At 38.7% G+C, this 15,297-nt stretch carries 15 protein-coding genes; 4 read left to right on the top strand and 11 right to left on the bottom strand.

The genetic code is table 11. From position 1 onward, the window contains the following. Nucleotides 1-66: 66 nt before the first annotated feature. The 4 genes from ACE1EF_RS17850 to ACE1EF_RS17835 all read left to right on the top strand — a co-directional run bounded on the left by ACE1EF_RS17850 (nt 67) and on the right by ACE1EF_RS17835 (nt 5,079). Entirely contained in the window at nt 67-798 is a 732-nt protein-coding gene (locus ACE1EF_RS17850) for a lysophospholipid acyltransferase family protein (protein ID WP_375722062.1), read from the top strand. Further along, nucleotides 791-2,728: an OmpA family protein gene (locus ACE1EF_RS17845; RefSeq protein ID WP_375722061.1), complete on the top strand. Its 1,938-nt coding sequence runs from the start codon at nt 791-793 to the stop codon at nt 2,726-2,728. The genes ACE1EF_RS17850 and ACE1EF_RS17845 overlap by 8 nt, the downstream gene beginning before the upstream one ends. A gap of 163 nt (nt 2,729-2,891) precedes the next feature. Further along, the gene (locus ACE1EF_RS17840; protein ID WP_375722060.1) at nt 2,892-4,088 is read left to right on the top strand and encodes a glycoside hydrolase family 88/105 protein; all 1,197 of its coding nucleotides are present in this window, start codon (nt 2,892-2,894) and stop codon (nt 4,086-4,088) included. Continuing rightward, nucleotides 4,075-5,079, top strand: coding sequence for an alpha/beta hydrolase fold domain-containing protein (locus ACE1EF_RS17835; protein WP_375722059.1), 1,005 nt, complete (start codon nt 4,075-4,077; stop codon nt 5,077-5,079). The genes ACE1EF_RS17840 and ACE1EF_RS17835 overlap by 14 nt, the downstream gene beginning before the upstream one ends. Before the next feature lie 369 nt (nt 5,080-5,448). Here ACE1EF_RS17835 and ACE1EF_RS17830 read toward each other — a convergent pair whose 3' ends face one another. The 11 genes from ACE1EF_RS17830 to ACE1EF_RS17780 all read right to left on the bottom strand — a co-directional run. Then, the gene (locus ACE1EF_RS17830) at nt 5,449-5,880 is read right to left on the bottom strand and encodes a hypothetical protein (protein WP_375722058.1); all 432 of its coding nucleotides are present in this window, start codon (nt 5,878-5,880) and stop codon (nt 5,449-5,451) included. Nucleotides 5,881-5,973: 93 nt separating this feature from the next. Next, entirely contained in the window at nt 5,974-7,035 is a 1,062-nt protein-coding gene (locus tag ACE1EF_RS17825) for a DUF4185 domain-containing protein (protein ID WP_375722057.1), read from the bottom strand. Nucleotides 7,036-7,181: 146 nt separating this feature from the next. Beyond that, a complete protein-coding gene (locus ACE1EF_RS17820) occupies nt 7,182-7,535 on the bottom strand; it encodes a hypothetical protein (RefSeq protein ID WP_375722056.1) in 354 nt (117 codons plus the stop codon). 122 nt (nt 7,536-7,657) lie between these two features. Continuing rightward, a complete protein-coding gene (locus tag ACE1EF_RS17815; RefSeq protein WP_375722055.1) occupies nt 7,658-8,494 on the bottom strand; it encodes a class I SAM-dependent methyltransferase in 837 nt (278 codons plus the stop codon). Nucleotides 8,495-8,579: 85 nt separating this feature from the next. Beyond that, nucleotides 8,580-10,292, bottom strand: a complete 1,713-nt coding sequence (locus ACE1EF_RS17810; protein ID WP_375722054.1) for a serine hydrolase domain-containing protein — start codon at nt 10,290-10,292, stop codon at nt 8,580-8,582. 149 nt (nt 10,293-10,441) lie between these two features. Then, nucleotides 10,442-11,305: a PorP/SprF family type IX secretion system membrane protein gene (locus ACE1EF_RS17805; protein WP_375722053.1), complete on the bottom strand. Its 864-nt coding sequence runs from the start codon at nt 11,303-11,305 to the stop codon at nt 10,442-10,444. 28 nt (nt 11,306-11,333) lie between these two features. Next, nucleotides 11,334-11,879, bottom strand: coding sequence for a DUF6144 family protein (locus ACE1EF_RS17800; RefSeq protein WP_375722052.1), 546 nt, complete (start codon nt 11,877-11,879; stop codon nt 11,334-11,336). A 125-nt stretch (nt 11,880-12,004) separates the two neighbouring features. Beyond that, complete coding sequence (locus ACE1EF_RS17795) at nt 12,005-13,132, bottom strand: class-III pyridoxal-phosphate-dependent aminotransferase (protein ID WP_375722051.1); 1,128 nt, start codon at nt 13,130-13,132, stop codon at nt 12,005-12,007. A gap of 85 nt (nt 13,133-13,217) precedes the next feature. Then, on the bottom strand, nt 13,218-13,490 hold the full coding sequence (locus ACE1EF_RS17790; protein ID WP_375722050.1) for a hypothetical protein: 273 nt from the start codon (nt 13,488-13,490) through the stop codon (nt 13,218-13,220). A 415-nt stretch (nt 13,491-13,905) separates the two neighbouring features. Then, a complete protein-coding gene (locus ACE1EF_RS17785) occupies nt 13,906-14,451 on the bottom strand; it encodes a hypothetical protein (protein WP_375722049.1) in 546 nt (181 codons plus the stop codon). A 202-nt stretch (nt 14,452-14,653) separates the two neighbouring features. Continuing rightward, on the bottom strand, nt 14,654-15,297 hold a 644-nt coding region (locus ACE1EF_RS17780; protein ID WP_375722048.1), incomplete at its 5' end, for a hypothetical protein.

Here is a 15,297-nt window from a genome sequence, read left to right as displayed (position 1 = left end):
AATATAAAGTATGTTTGCAATTCCAATAACCGGCACAAGGGAATTGTATAAACGACATGTTTAAGTATGAAGGCAATCGGTAATTTTATATATAAAGTTTATTTCGTCATCGTTTTTATTCCGCTTCAGGTGCTGTTTACAATTATCAGCGCCTTGTTGTGTATTATTTTATTTCCACTGATAGGACCCGACAGAGTGAGTCACCATATCGGTTTATTTTGGGGGCGGAGCATTGTATATTCATCGTTAACCCCTGTAAAAGTATACGGAAGAGAGAAGCTGGATCCGTCAAAATCCTACATTCTGATAGCCAATCATGCAAGTTCGTTCGATATATATACCATATTTGGCTGGATTGGCTACAATATCCGGTGGGTGATGAAAAAAGAGCTGACCAAAATACCGTTGTTCGGATGGGCAACGAGAGCGTCGGGACAGATCGCCGTGGATCGCTCTAATTCTCAGGCTGCCATCGATTCAATTAATGCCGCCAGGGAAACACTGAAACCGGGTGTCAGTATCATGTTTTTTCCCGAAGGAACCAGAAGTCGTGACGGAAAACTTAAAGTTTTTAAGAAAGGTGCATACCATTTTGCCTTTGATATGCGTTTGGATTTAGTACCTATCACAATAAAAGGGGCTTACAAGGTAAAAACACCGGGAAAATTTCTCGGGTCAAAAGGTAAGATTGAAATTTTTATTCATGACCCGGTAAAGATCGACAGCCATGACAGGAACGAGATGAATAAGTTAATTGACAAAACAAGGGAGATAATTGCAGCACCGCTGGATGAATAAGTTTTGGATATATAATATAGTATTTTTATTTCTTTTAGCGGGATTTGATAGTTCCGCACAGTTGTTGTCAACATCTAAAAAATCGGCACAGAAAGCGTATGCTGAAGCCCGTGATAAATATTTTACCCGTCAGTATGATGAGGCCATTGATTTATTGGACAAAGCAATAAAAAAAGACAAATCCTTTAGTGAAGCCTATTGGTTTAAGGCAACCATCTATGAAATCAACCGGCAATATGACAAACAGATCAATGCCCTTAAAGCAGCAGATAATCCATCTTACACTTATTATGATGAAACGCTTATAAAACTGGGTACAGCGCTCTTTAATGAAGGCCGCTACAGTGAAGCAAAAGATATATACAACACACTTGAGAAGTATGGTGCCCGTAACTCCAATCTGGTGCAATATGCCCGATACAACCAGAGGCGGTGTGATTTTGCTCTGAACCTTGTTGCTCATCCGGAACCTTTTCAACCAGAAAATCTGGGGCCTGAAGTAAATACGGAATATGATGATTACTGGCCGGTTATCAGTGCCGATGAAAACCGGTTAATAACCACGGTTCTTGTTGAAACAAAAAGAGGAAATCTGACAGAGTATCAGGAAGATTTTTATGAAAGTTACCGTAAGGACAGCGGTTGGAGTAAATCAGTTCCTCTGGCGGCACCTTTGAACTCCCCAAATAATGAAGGTGCACAGTCTCTTTCACCCGATGGTGAAATACTGTTTTTCTCTGCGTGCAACAGGGCTGAAGGTTCGGGGAAGTGTGATATTTTTATATCCTTCCATACCGCATCAGGATGGAGTGAACCGGTGAATCCCGGAAGTCCTTTAAATACAACATATTGGGAAGCCCACCCTTCTATGTCTTCAGACGGACATACGTTATATTTTTGCAGTAACCGCCCCGGAGGCTATGGTAAAAGAGATATATGGATTGCCAATCTGGAGATAAGTGCTGACAGACAGATTAAAATAGTAGAAGTAAAAAACGCGGGACCTGTCATCAATACTGAAGAAGATGAGGTGTCGCCCTATATTCATTTTGATGATCAGACCCTCTATTTTTCATCTGACGGACATATGGGATTAGGGCGACATGATATTTTTATGAGTCGAAAGGACAGTGCCGGTGAATGGCAGGAACCCGAAAATATTGGCTACCCGATCAATTCGCACCGTGATGAAATCGGTTTTACTGTAAATGCACTTGGAACGCGGGCCTACTACGCTTCTGAAGCTTTTTCCGGTGAAAGGAAGGATAAGGATATTTATGCAATCCCATTACCGCAGAAATTTCAACCTATTCCGGTTACATACTTTAAGGGAAACATTTATAATGCGGATAATAACAAAGCACTGGTCGCAGAATTTGAGCTGACAGACCTGGAAGAAGGCAGACAGGTGTCAAAAGCCCACTCTGCAGAAGACGGTACTTTCCTGCTTTGTCTGCCCGTCGGTCGTAATTATGCTTTGAATGTCAGTAAAGAAGGCTATATGTTTTATTCTGACCGGTTCACCCTTAGCGAACAGCAGGATTTTACTGAGCCGGTGAATAAGGATATTCCTCTGCAACCCATGAAAGCAGGGACAAAGATTGAGTTAAAAAACATCTATTTTGAATTCGATTCATATGCCCTGAAAAAGGAATCATTTATTGAATTGAATAAACTGGTTGCTTTGCTCAAAAATAATCCTTCGGTTATTATTGAAATTGGCGGGCATACAGATGGGAAAGGGACTGATGAATACAACAGGGAACTTTCGCAAAACCGTGCGGAATCGGTTAAAGAATATCTTATTAATAATGGCATAAAGCCGGAAAGATTGCAAACCAAAGGATATGGATTTTCACAACCTTTAGATAAAGAAAATCCATATGATGGTATTAACCGTCGTACAGAACTCAAAATTATTTCCATGTAACCTTTAAGGTCTGTTTACACTTTTTTTTCTTCAGATTATTAAATCGGTGTTGTATATAGGTAACATGGTACAGGAAAGATGTTCTAACCCGCAAACTGGTAAATATAACCCGATAAATATAGTAAGGAGATTGTATTTTTGCTCCTGTACAAATTATGCTAACATGAAAATCTTATATTTATTTACGATCCTGCTTCTTGCCGCCGGTTGTGGAAGCAACAAAAAGGCAGCTGAAAAAAGTGACGATACCATCAATTTTGCACTTGAGTTTGCCGATGCTGTTATGGCAAGAAACGATAGTCTTATTCATTATAACGGTAATAAACCCAAATATGAATATGACTATGCATTTTTAGGCTCAGCCATGAACAAACTGGGGAAATACGATAAAAAGTATGCCAAATACAATAAGGACTACATTGACTACTTTGTTCATGACGATGGACATATTGACGGCTATAAAATGTCAGACTTCAATATTGACAGGGTAAGACCCGGATTAAATATGCTGGAACTTTACAGTGAAACCGGTGATAAAAAATACCAGATAGCTATAAAAACCCTTGTTGAACAGATGAAAGGACAACCCAGAACTGAATCAGGTGGGTTCTGGCATAAAAAACGTTACCCTTACCAGATGTGGCTCGATGGAATTTATATGGCATCACCATTCCTGGCACGTTATGCACACGATTTTGATAAACCCGAGTGGTATGATGAAGTGGTTTTTCAGATTACAGAAATATATAAACATGTGAAGGATGAGAAAACAGGCCTGGTATATCATGCCTGGGATGAAAGTAAACAGCAGAAATGGTGTAATCCTGAAACAGGTCAGTCGATGCATTTCTGGAGCAGGGGAACAGGTTGGTACATTATGGCAATTGTGGATGTGTTGGATTATATTCCTCAGGATCATCCCGGTAGAGAAAAACTGATTGCCATACTGCAGGAATTAAGTGATGCTCTTTTGAAGGTACGTGATGAGCAGACCGGATTATGGTATCAGGTGATGGATATGGGAGGAAAAGAAGGGAATTATATTGAGGCATCGGGTAGTGCTATGATAACCTATGCTTATGCTAAGGGAGCAAAACATGGTTATCTTGATGAAAAGTATCTGGATATAGCAAAGGAATCACTAAAGAGTATTCGTGAGAACCTGGTTACAGAAGATGAGCAAGGACTTCCTGTTCTTATTCAGACCGTAGGCGGTTGTGGGTTAGGAGGTAATAATCCTTACCGGATGGGAGACTATGATTATTATATTTCTGAGAAACAGGTTGATAATGATCAGAAAGGTGTTGCGCCGGTAATTTTATCTGCCATTGAATTAAGCAAAAGCTATGATGAGAAATAGACTTTTACAGCTGTTATTTCTTTTTGCAGCCATTTGTTTCACAGTGAGTGGTCAGCAGATTGATTACCCCAGAGATACATCATATAACCTGAATAGTGCATTAAAAAAAATCAAAAAATATTACCCTGAGGTTACTCTTGTAAAGGATGTTTCGTATCCCGGTGTAAAAGAAAAACGCAATGTTGTTTATTATAATACCGGTGAGCGGGATTTACATGCGGATCTGTTTTTTCCGGTGAAAAACGGAGACGAAAAAATACCGGCAGTTATTCTGATTCATGGTGGAGGTTGGGCTTCAGGAACGAAGGCCCACATGGTTCCACTTGCAGAGAACCTGGCAAAGGATGGGTATTTTGCTGCTGCTGTTGAATACAGACTTTCACCAGAAGCCATATATCCCGCAGGAGTTCTGGATTTAAAAACATTTGTTAAATGGCTGAAGTTGCATTGTTCAGACTATAATATTGATACAAGCCGTATTGCAACACTGGGCGCATCTGCGGGTGCGACACTGGCAGCACTTGTTGGAACAACCGGGCAGAATCCGATCTTTAAATCTTTCGATTTCGGGGAAAAAGTCTCGGATAAAGTACAGGCCATTGTGAATATTGACGGAGTTGTTGATTTTACTGATCCTGCAGAAAGTGCCAAAGATGAAGATCCCGCAAAACCTTCAGCCGGAACACGATGGTTTGGTGCGACCTATAAACAACGTCCGGATCTGTGGAAACAGGCATCAGCATTGTATTACGCTGGCCCTAAAACACCTCCGACCATCTTTATTAACAGTAGCCAGCCACGTTTTCATGCCGGAAGGGACGAGTATGTGGCTATTCTGAAGGATAATGGTATTGACTACAGAATTTTTACGATTGAAGGAACACCACATACATTCTGGTTGTTTCATCCGTGGTTTGAAGAAACCTATCCCAAGGTTGTTGTCTTTTTAAATGATACATTCCATTATAACGGAAAAAACGGCAGTAATTAAATTGGGAAATAAATCCCGCATTTTGGTACTTGAGGCGATTGTGTAAATTTCTTTTGTAAAGCGATTTATTTGTAATTTTAGTGAATTCAAAATCAGTTTAAAGGGTTAGAAAACAAATCTGATTTTGATCCTTTAAAGTCCGATGATCAGCGAAACGCCGCTGGGATTGATTTAAAAGTGTTCTGAACGACCCGATATATGAAGGTGATATAGAAATTCCATTTTCTTCATCACCCTGTAAAGAATCATTTTGTTACATAACAGAATGTTAGGTATTATTAGTTTTCTACTTAAAATTTGAGCTGACCGCGGGTACCGGTCAGCTTTTTTATGAATTAAACAACCGATCCCTATATAGAACAGTTTCTATCACTGTTTAAAAAAGATAACGGAAGCAAAGGGATCATGATTTCCGGTAACATTCCCGTTTTTTATGGTGCTGATGGTTATGAAATGCTGGGGGATGTCACTGCCATTATAACTGTGATATTTAAACTCATAGCATACATCATCCGTATCTTTGATAAAACGGATCCGAAATATACTGTCGTTAGATGCCGTGGTCACCTGGTAACCGGCAAATGTTGAATTCAGGTTTTCTACCGGGCTATTTATGCCTCCTGTTTGTTGTGTTATACTGTCCGTGTAAAAGGTCCAGTATATGAAATGATTCATATTTGATTCAAAGGAATTTTGCCAGGTTCCTTTTATCCACTCAGGCGTCTGCAGCTTTTGTGTAAAACCATTTAAACATGGTATTGTAAGAAGTAAAAGCAATGGAATATATTTCACTTTTTTCATGGTTGATTCAGAATATTTATCTTATGATATAATATCTCAAATATATGCAATTTATAAATATGACATTCAAAACTACAATTTATGGGGTTATATTTAATAAATTGTTCCCGGCTTTATGTTAATGATTTTCGGAAAGTAGATTTCTTCATGGTGTATTAGTCGGTTAAGATCACCACTATTAATATTATAAGTCACGATAAGTCCGTCTGTAAGGAATTCAGGATGCGCGTTGGCTGTATAAACAAAATCGCTATTATTCTTTAAAGCCGGAGTATAAAACAGAACAGGTTTAGACCAGGGGCCGTAAAGCTTATCTGCAAGACGGTACCCGATAGAAGCCTGCCCCATCCCATAGGTCTGAACCTGTACGAATTTGTTTATGTTCTGGTCAAAATGCACAGAAAATTCAGTTTGACCTGTAAACAAAGAAGAAGAGATGGGTGCCGTTGTTATATTGCTTGTCCATATAGAGTTTACCCACCATTCCAGGTTTTTCAGGTTTCCATTCACCAGGTTATCCGCTGCAATACGTAACAGATACGTTTCATGTGTTGCCGGCTCTTTAACGCCAAAAACATATACAAACGCATCATCTTTTAATACAGCTGAAGAACCTATTATTACACCAAAGGTATCCGGACCTTTATAGTAATTTATAATCCATTTATCGGGCGTCTCCTCCGGATTATTAATAATAGCTAAATACCAGCCAATTGCTTCAAATCCAATTCCTGTATGTGTAGCCGTTTCTTCCATAAGAAAAACAACAAGTTTATCCTTTATCATTATTCCGTGCCCTGTCCAGAACCAGTTATCGCCGGGAAGTTGGAAAAAATCATCGGCATTTTTACCTTTTCCGTTATAGTAAAAGGTCATTTTCGATTCCAGGGTATTTGAATCCTGTATGGCTATACTGTTACGAATCATTTTGGGAGAAGCAGATCTTTTTCCTTTACCTTTCTTGTCGATGAAGGTATCGCTGAATAGCCACAGTACCTTCCCGGAATTCAGAGGAACGCTTGCTGCGCCATCTGCACCCCGCCAGTAACTATCGTGTTTGAATAAGCTGTTGTCAAGCGTATCCACCTTTATGTTTACGCTCTGAGCCAAAACAGTCAGGGGTAGCATGAAAATAAAAATTGCAATCCACTTCATCTATGTCATTTTTCTGCTGTTAATGAATATTATTTACGCGTTTCCTGCTTGAATTAAAGGTTAAATTTACAACTACTTTTCAGGAAAACTGAGTGCTTTTGAAAAAAAGGCAATACATGTGAGCGCTTTCTCATGTTGTCGTTTATTTAACCCAGAGAAGGGAAAAAATGAAGCAAAAGATAATAAACGGCAAAGATAAAACCGGTAACGATGGCTGTGCTGATAATAAGAGCTATTGTGCGTTTGCGATATGTAGCACGGATTTCTTTTTTCACCTGCTTCCTGATATTGCGTTTTACCTCTTCTGAGATTTCTTTTTCAGATTTAGAGATTTTATGCACATGGTGATAGTTTTCCAGGTGATCACCATACAGTTGTTTTAGTCGTGCAAAAGATGCAGACGGACTTTGAGAATAGACCATAGGGTTGTTTCCGGCTCCGATATATCCGGATACACCTGTTTTATAGTATTTTCTGCCTTCCGGTCTGAACCTTGTCATTTATTCCTATATCAATGTGTTACTTAAAAATAATCTGTTCTTCTGCATAATGTAGGATTACTTCGGGATATGCTCTCTCTGTTTAGAAAAATACAAAAAAAATTGTATGTTCTGTGTATAATTTATTGTTTTAGGGCATCGATAACAACAAATGGCACGCTGAGAATAATAGTATTTCCATTTTTTGAGTTGCTGTTTAAATCCTTTTCGATGCGGTCGAATACTTCTTCCTGTTTGTTCGGCGGTACAATTTCTTTCCAGCTGTCAATAAAAGCGAGCCGGATAAAATAATGATTGAGCAATGTAGTGCCGTCTACAAATTTATATTCAAACTTATCTTTTATTGTATTTGTAATTATGAACCCCTGTGATTCAATCTGTTTGAGATATATATCCAGCGGTTTTCGTTTTTTATAAATGTGTTTATGCATCAAATCAACAGAAGCCGTCAGATTCATATCTGTGAGTACATTTTCCATTACGGTGTAAAATTCTGCCATGGTATCCTTGAGGTTCATCGTTTGAATGAACTGTCCGCCGGCTTTTATGATTCTTGAACATTCAGCCAAAGCTTTTCCCTGATTCTCAACATTATTCAGTCCGTTATTGCTGATGATTAAGTCTATAGAATTGTCTTTCAAGGGGATTTGTTCTGCTACACCATTAATAAGTCTGACGTTTTTGATGTTGTAAAAGTGGATTTTCTTTGCTGTTCGTTCAATGGCACGTTCCCATGGATCAATACCATAGACTAAAGATTTCTGATCCAGCCGCATGGCTAGTTCTGTGAGTGGGAAACCACATCCAAAGCCAATATCCAACGCGTTGATACTTTTTTTATAGATAATATTATCCAGTAATTTAAGCCCGAAAGGCGCTGCCCACAGCGGCAGTTCATCGTACAACTCAACCAGCTGTTCTGAATTAAAATCCCAGTCAGTCTTTAAGTAGTTTTTCATGGTACATCGTATTTATGCTGTTCTGACAATCCGATCGTGATGAGGATTGATGGATAGGCTATGGTTGAAAAGCTTCACCTGCATTTTACTGACAGGAGGATCTGATGCGCTCAACAGCCTTTACAAGATCCTTAAATTCCAGGTCATATTCATCCATAAAGCGGAGTGCAATTACCCCGCTGGGGAAGAACCATACATAATTTCCACCATACCCCAACATATATGTTACATCTACATCGCAACCGTTTGCGCTCACATCTGTAGCCCAAAAAGAATGCCGGTAGTACTTACCCCTGTAATCATTTCCTGTACTGTATCCTTTCCATGCCGTGCGCCCCATAGCTTCACGGCACTTTTCCCTGCTTAGAAGTTGTTGTCCGTTATAGTAGCCTTCTTCAGAGAAAAGTAAAGCGATTTTGGCGGCATTATCCAGCGTGGGCCATGCTCCGTAAGCCAGAATCGGAAGACCATCAGAATTATCGGATTCTATGGTGTGGAGTACGATAAAATCCTCAGCACCCAATGGTACAAGTACGTTTTCATGAACCAGGTCCCAATACCGAACTCCCGATCCTTCTTTCTGTTCTACATAGTTCTGAAGGGCATATGACAAAACAAACAGATTTGTGGATGCATAGCTGAAATGTTCTCCCGGACTTCCTTCTTTGTCCCCGAGCCCTGCAATATTATTAATCGCTTCTTCTGCTGTAAGTGGTTTTACAAGTATTTCATAAAGCCTTGCAGCATCTTCTCCTCCTTCTGTTCCTGTTACCATATTCAAAGTTTGCGAAAAGGTTACATTCTGCCATTCCGGAAGGTTACGCAATACCGGCACATAATCAGTGATAAGCGCGTCAAATAGTTCTTCTCCATACCGTTGGGCAAAATAGAACAATGCAAGTGCGCCGGCCATGCTTTTTGTTACAGAGTATACGGCATGACGCATCTCACAGGGATAGGGATACAGACCATGACGTGTTTTCGGTGGCTGCAGATACACTTTTTTGTCCATTATGACGGCACCAAGACTTGTTGGGGCATTCGTAGTTCGTTTTTTATCAAAATAACCGGCCAGGTCATGATGTGTATCAATAACAGATAGCGGATAAACAGGCAGTCTGTCAGCTTTTATCCGGTTCCGTTCTTCAATTACCGCAAGTGAATCAGTATAAGTTTTAGGTCTATATGTGGCCTTTAATACCACACGCATATTCCCAACCTGGTGATCATTCAGATCAGCTGTTTCCTGGCTGCTCTGTATGTAGACCCTGCTGATGGAATCCTGCTTATAAACAAATGTGGCAACGCAATTCCGGATCTGTCCAATATGGCTGTCAGTTAATGACAGTGGAAAAGATGCCCGGCTCCATTCACCGTCTACATTTTCATGCCATACTTTCCCTGTTCCAACAATAACATTCCAACCGCTCTTAGTGGACTGCCCGTTTACCATATAAATCTGGCGAACGGGGATTAGCTCCTCATCATGACTGATAAAATCGAGCGTGATTCCCGGAAAGATATTTTCACCCGGATAATAAGCTCTTTCAATGGGATAAGTTATTTCTGAATCGGAGAATGAAACAGATCCGGAAAACGATTCGACAGCTGGCTGAGCCCATTCCGGCATGGTGAAAAAGCTCATGTCTGTAAGGGGAAATGTTTGTGCTTTAAGTAAGTGGTCAACGGTCAATTGCAGCCGGGGCTGACTCAGCACAGGACCGCTCCAGTCAGCAGGTTCTTTCCCGCAGGAATTCATTACCAAAGCGATTAAGGGAAGTATCAGGATTAGTTTCATAACTTGCATTTGTTTCACGTGTATATGTGTAAAGATATATTATTAAACCATCTTACTTTCAACAAGTTCACTAATTGAATACAGTAATTTGCCTCTATATACCGGAAGCCTTTTAGGGAACAACTACCGGATTTCTTTCTCTTCTTTGCCTACCTTAACAGAAAGGCCAGAATTATTTCATGACTCCCATAGGTGTATCTCCGCTCTCCGTTAAAATAGGTTTCGTAATTATATCCGATCCTGAACATCCCTGATATATCACATCCGATCATAATTCCAAATCCCTTGTCGTATCTGTAATTCACTCCTGTCCACATTCTATCTCTGAAATTCAGCAAAACTGCGGATGTGAACGAAGTATTTTCTAAATCATGCGTGCTGATTAAAACATGGGGAGTGATATCAAGGTTTGGACCGGCATCAAAGCGATAAGAAGTTGTAAGATGAAACATACGCATTTGGTTGAGGTAAGGTTTTAAACCTTGCGAACCAATGGCATGGTTTGAACTCAATCCCAATTCAAAATGGGTAGTTTTGTATGCAACCCCCAGTTTAAGATTATAAAATGCAAACCTGTAATCATCCTGCAGCTCAAACCCGGGACTCAGGTATTTTAAGATAATAGCATACTCCTCCCTTTGAAACTGCCCGTTCGTAAAACCTCCTGATAAGCCGAAGCTTACTATGCTTTGGTTTTTAAATGTATGCTGTAAGGCATAATTAGCACTAAAACTGTTTGTTTTAACCGAACCATCTTTATAGAAAGAATAGTTTAAGCCTGCTCCGGCCTGCATGGCGTTTATTTTCAGATCGACGAGTGCATTGTATTGTGATGGAGATCCGGAAAGCCCCAACCATTGTACTCTTCCTGTAGATGCTGCATAAAGGTTATGATGTAATCCGCTTTCTGCCGGATTTATAAGGGACCTGGAAAACCAGAACATATTATTGTTCAGGGCGTGACAATTCAGGTAAAGAATTAATAACAGGAGAATAAGTACAGGTTTTTTCATGGATATCAGTTTTATGGATCATATTATGTCAGGCAATTTCAATTTTATATTTACATGTTTTATCACCTTTTCTAACCGAACTGATCACCTTTGCGTGAACAGCTGCACCGGTTACCACCGAAAACATTTTTTCAGCAAATCCTTCTGAACAGTAGCAGATTGCGGAGGTATTAACTTCCTTATTGTGTTCCAGAACGGGACACACACAATATGTTTTGTTTTCATCGGCAATTAAAACCTTTGTTGTTTTGTCGTAATCAATCTTCCATCCCCAGGCACTTTCAATATACGCATTAAACTTATCTAAATCACCGACATAATCAGCAAGTAATGCATCCATGTTCAGGCTTATGTAATGTGCCTCCGCCGACTTTTTTACAATTTTTCTCAGGGTCTCTTCATCAATATCCCGGTTCAGGTCAGAAAGCAGATTCGATAACCATTGCTGATAAAGCGGTTTATCCTTATCCTGATTTTCAGATGCACTGTTATCCGTAAAAGCTGAAATGGTACTGAATCCACAAAAACAGGCTCCTGCAAAACAAGTACTTTTGACAAACGATTTTCTATCCATAGTTCCTAAAAATAATCATTTTAAATTAAAATACAGCCCTCATTAACAGATCAAAACCAAGACTGTTGCAGTTTTATGAAGCATGTAAACAGTACTCACCTTTACTACTGTCAGGTTGTCTTACGTCATGCCAGTAAATCATCCAGTTTATCCGTTAATTGATCAATATCTTTGTGTTGAATTGTCAGTGGAGGTAAAAACCTCAGGGTATTCTGTTTGAACCCTGTTACCAAACCGTTCTCAAAAAGCTGCTGACTGATCCATTCTCCGTTAACTAATTCTGTAAATTCTATAGCCAGCATTAAACCGCGTGCCCTGATATCTTTAATCTTTTCAGGAAATCTTCGGCGTAAGTTTTCCAGCTTACTTCTGAAATACCCTCCTGTTGTCCTTGCTTTATCAATAAGCTTTTGTTCCCCTATAACTTTAATGACCTCAAGGGCAATGGAGCATCCCAAAGGATCATTCTGATGTGACTGTGCATACCTGAAAGGATGTAGCCCGAACTGATCTGCGAGCCGGGCGTTTAAGGTAACTGAACTGATGGGAAATCCGTTACCTAAAGCTTTCCCTGTCACCAAAATGTCAGGAATAACACGGTAATGCTGAAAGCCGAACCACTTTCCGGTTCTTCCCATACCTGTGGTAACCTCTTCTGCAATGATCAGGCAGTTATGTCTTCTGCAGGCTTCTGTCAGCTGATGAATAAAATCTTCTGATGGAAACCGTACCATACCTGCTGAGGCACCTCCTGTTTCCATGACAAAGGCTGCAATGTCATTAAAATCAATTGTTTCAATTGAACCGGTATCATCAAAGGTAATATTTACCAGGACATCGTTCTCATCCGAAATCTGTCCCGGTCCGAAGGCACTCAGATAGGAATTATCAATCTTCAGAATCTTATTTTTACCTGTAAAATATCTGGCTAAGGTTATGGAAAGGTTTACGGCTTCCGAGCCGGAGCTTAAAAAAACGCTGGCTCCGTTTTCAAAACCAATCAGTTGCTGCAGTTTTACAGACAGGTCTTCAGCATATTGATTTCTGAACTGATAGCCATGATGTATGGATGTGTTGATCTGTTCCGTTACACGTTTGATAATTTGCGTATTGCTGTGACCAATATTTGCACACCAAACGCCGGATTCAAAATCAATATAGACTTTCCCGTCCGAATCATATAAACTGCAGTCATCTGACTTAACAATTAGTTTATCGCCGGATTGATAAAACGGGATGATATCCTTTTTCATCTTTAAATATATAAGGTCTCATAACGTAAAGGTTATGCAAGGTATTAAAAATCCAAATACATTCAGGACGACTGTACAACGCGCATTATTGAAGCTTTTTTATCAGCAGTGAGTATTTGGTAATGGTATCCGGTTTTAAAACGGGCATTCTGCTGTTAATATCTGTTTTTACACAGGGCATAAAGTAAATTACAGGATGATCCATTGTTAAATCTGTTTTATCCTTTAAAAAGTCGTGATTATTGAACTTTATTTCCGGTTTATTTAAGTACTTGTTATAATCCAATAAGCCGTTTGAAAAGGGATTGGTTCTGAGTTCAAAAGGAATGCTGCTGTATTGAAGGGGTTTTAATCTCAATGATTGATGAATTGAGTCGTTACTTAAGTTAAGCTTTACCTTTACCTGTGAAACGCAACTTAAAGAATATAATGCGAGTATCAATGTCAATGTAAAAACCGATTTCATGATGATCAATATTTAAGTGATTTTTTTAAAAGCATATGATTTAATTGTTTCAATTTAAGCAAAAATCGCGCCATATACCCCACTATTTGTTTGTTTTTCAGATTTTAAGAGATCCATAACTATCAATCCGTTTATGTGGTTATAGTCATGGGGCCTAACGTTCCCGCGGTATGGTGTCGTGGCAGTTTCTTTCCTACGGTAAAGGAACTGTCAAGCCGAAAACGACGGCATACGGAATTTGGAATCGCAGATTAAAACAAAACCGTATGCACTATGACCGTGTGTTGGGCATAGTAATTTTATCTTTTTAATATATATTAAAATTTACATGATATGCTCTTCTATATAGCCTCCAATCTTTCAGAATCAAGTCTCCTTCCATTTTTGAAATTGTATCATTATTTATGGTCACTATCAGACTTGAATCTCTAAGTATGTTTGGTTTAATGAAATAGTAAGTCAGTGTTTTAGACTCTTTTCTATTCATAAACACATCTTCAATCGAGTAAATATCAAAAATGTCATATTCTATTGATTTTCTGAAGTGTAACACACTATCCTTGCACCAACTTAAATATGAAATTTTATCTTTATTTAAGTAATCAAGGTACATACAAGAATCAATTTGGGGCAATCCATATTCTTTCCAAAATTTTTGTTCGCTATACAAAGAATAATATCGAGTCCTTGGTGCATTAATAAAAAAGAAAAAAATGAATACTATAAAAAAACCTGATAATTTTACTAGTTTCTTTCCTGTTTTCTCTTTATCCTGTAATATTAATATCAACCCTAAAAACGCAATCAGTCCAAATATTCCTATAATAATCCAAAAGAATGTTTCAGTTTTCATCGTTTGTTTTATTATCAATAAGCTATTTTAATCAATATGTGTTTAGAGTTTGCAGTCTTTCTCATTATTATGCCCAACGTTCCCGCGGTATGGTGTCGTGGCAGTTTCTTTCACCCGTGAAAGGAACTGTCAGGACGAAATGAGCTTTGCGCGAACGTTTGTGTTTTTGGTTTAAAAGAACTGCCATGCACTATACCGTGTGTTAGGCACTGGCTTTTTTAACATTCATATAAAGCTTTAATTCATTATTAATTAATAAATCATCGCAAGTTTTTATTGTAATCTCGAAATTAAACCAATCATTCTTAAAGTTGGAATTCTTCATAAATTCATCATTGAACCATACCTCAATGAATCTATTATAAACATAAACTTCTAAACTTTCAATTTTTGAGAAATCTGTATTTGCACCTATTAAACTATCGTTATATAAAAAATCTTTGCTGCAAGTAATTTGAAAAGTAGAATCTATTAAGTTATTCTCAGGAACTTCTGCTATAGATGTTGCGTATGAATTTTGAATCATACCTCCTAAATTTACATTTTCCGTGTAAAGAATCTCACACACATTGTCTAATCGAAATATTGAATAAACAGTATCAATTTCAGTATTCTCACTGTTATAGGCTTTCAATTCTCCTGAACCAATTATTCTAAAGTAATGTCTAAAACAAGAACTTACGAATATTGAAGTTATAGTAGTCAGCGATATTATTAGAATAATTCTTTGTGACTTAGTCATGGTTGTTTTTGTTTTAAGCTTGTGCCTAACGTTCCCGCGGTATGCTGTCGTGGCAGTTTCTTTCCGACGGGAAAGGAACTGACAGGACAAAAGAGACAACTGCG

It is taken from the genome of Quyinboa sediminis (assembly GCF_042219855.1).
Taxonomy (GTDB): Bacteria; Bacteroidota; Bacteroidia; order Bacteroidales; family UBA5342; genus JBHJHP01.
This window is presented reverse-complemented; position numbering and strand designations above follow the sequence as displayed.

Bases quoted from the DNA above. Each gene is read 5' to 3' on its own strand.
- ACE1EF_RS17850 (WP_375722062.1), top strand. From the start codon at position 67: ATGAAGGCAATCGGTAATTTTATATATAAAGTTTATTTCGTCATCGTT.
- ACE1EF_RS17845 (WP_375722061.1), top strand. From the start codon at position 791: ATGAATAAGTTTTGGATATATAATATAGTATTTTTATTTCTTTTAGCG.
- ACE1EF_RS17840 (WP_375722060.1), top strand. From the start codon at position 2,892: ATGAAAATCTTATATTTATTTACGATCCTGCTTCTTGCCGCCGGTTGT.
- ACE1EF_RS17835 (WP_375722059.1), top strand. From the start codon at position 4,075: ATGATGAGAAATAGACTTTTACAGCTGTTATTTCTTTTTGCAGCCATT.
- ACE1EF_RS17830 (WP_375722058.1), bottom strand. From the start codon at position 5,880: ATGAAAAAAGTGAAATATATTCCATTGCTTTTACTTCTTACAATACCA.
- ACE1EF_RS17825 (WP_375722057.1), bottom strand. From the start codon at position 7,035: ATGAAGTGGATTGCAATTTTTATTTTCATGCTACCCCTGACTGTTTTG.
- ACE1EF_RS17820 (WP_375722056.1), bottom strand. From the start codon at position 7,535: ATGACAAGGTTCAGACCGGAAGGCAGAAAATACTATAAAACAGGTGTA.
- ACE1EF_RS17815 (WP_375722055.1), bottom strand. From the start codon at position 8,494: ATGAAAAACTACTTAAAGACTGACTGGGATTTTAATTCAGAACAGCTG.
- ACE1EF_RS17810 (WP_375722054.1), bottom strand. From the start codon at position 10,292: ATGAAACTAATCCTGATACTTCCCTTAATCGCTTTGGTAATGAATTCC.
- ACE1EF_RS17805 (WP_375722053.1), bottom strand. From the start codon at position 11,305: ATGAAAAAACCTGTACTTATTCTCCTGTTATTAATTCTTTACCTGAAT.
- ACE1EF_RS17800 (WP_375722052.1), bottom strand. From the start codon at position 11,879: ATGGATAGAAAATCGTTTGTCAAAAGTACTTGTTTTGCAGGAGCCTGT.
- ACE1EF_RS17795 (WP_375722051.1), bottom strand. From the start codon at position 13,132: ATGAAAAAGGATATCATCCCGTTTTATCAATCCGGCGATAAACTAATT.
- ACE1EF_RS17785 (WP_375722049.1), bottom strand. From the start codon at position 14,451: ATGAAAACTGAAACATTCTTTTGGATTATTATAGGAATATTTGGACTG.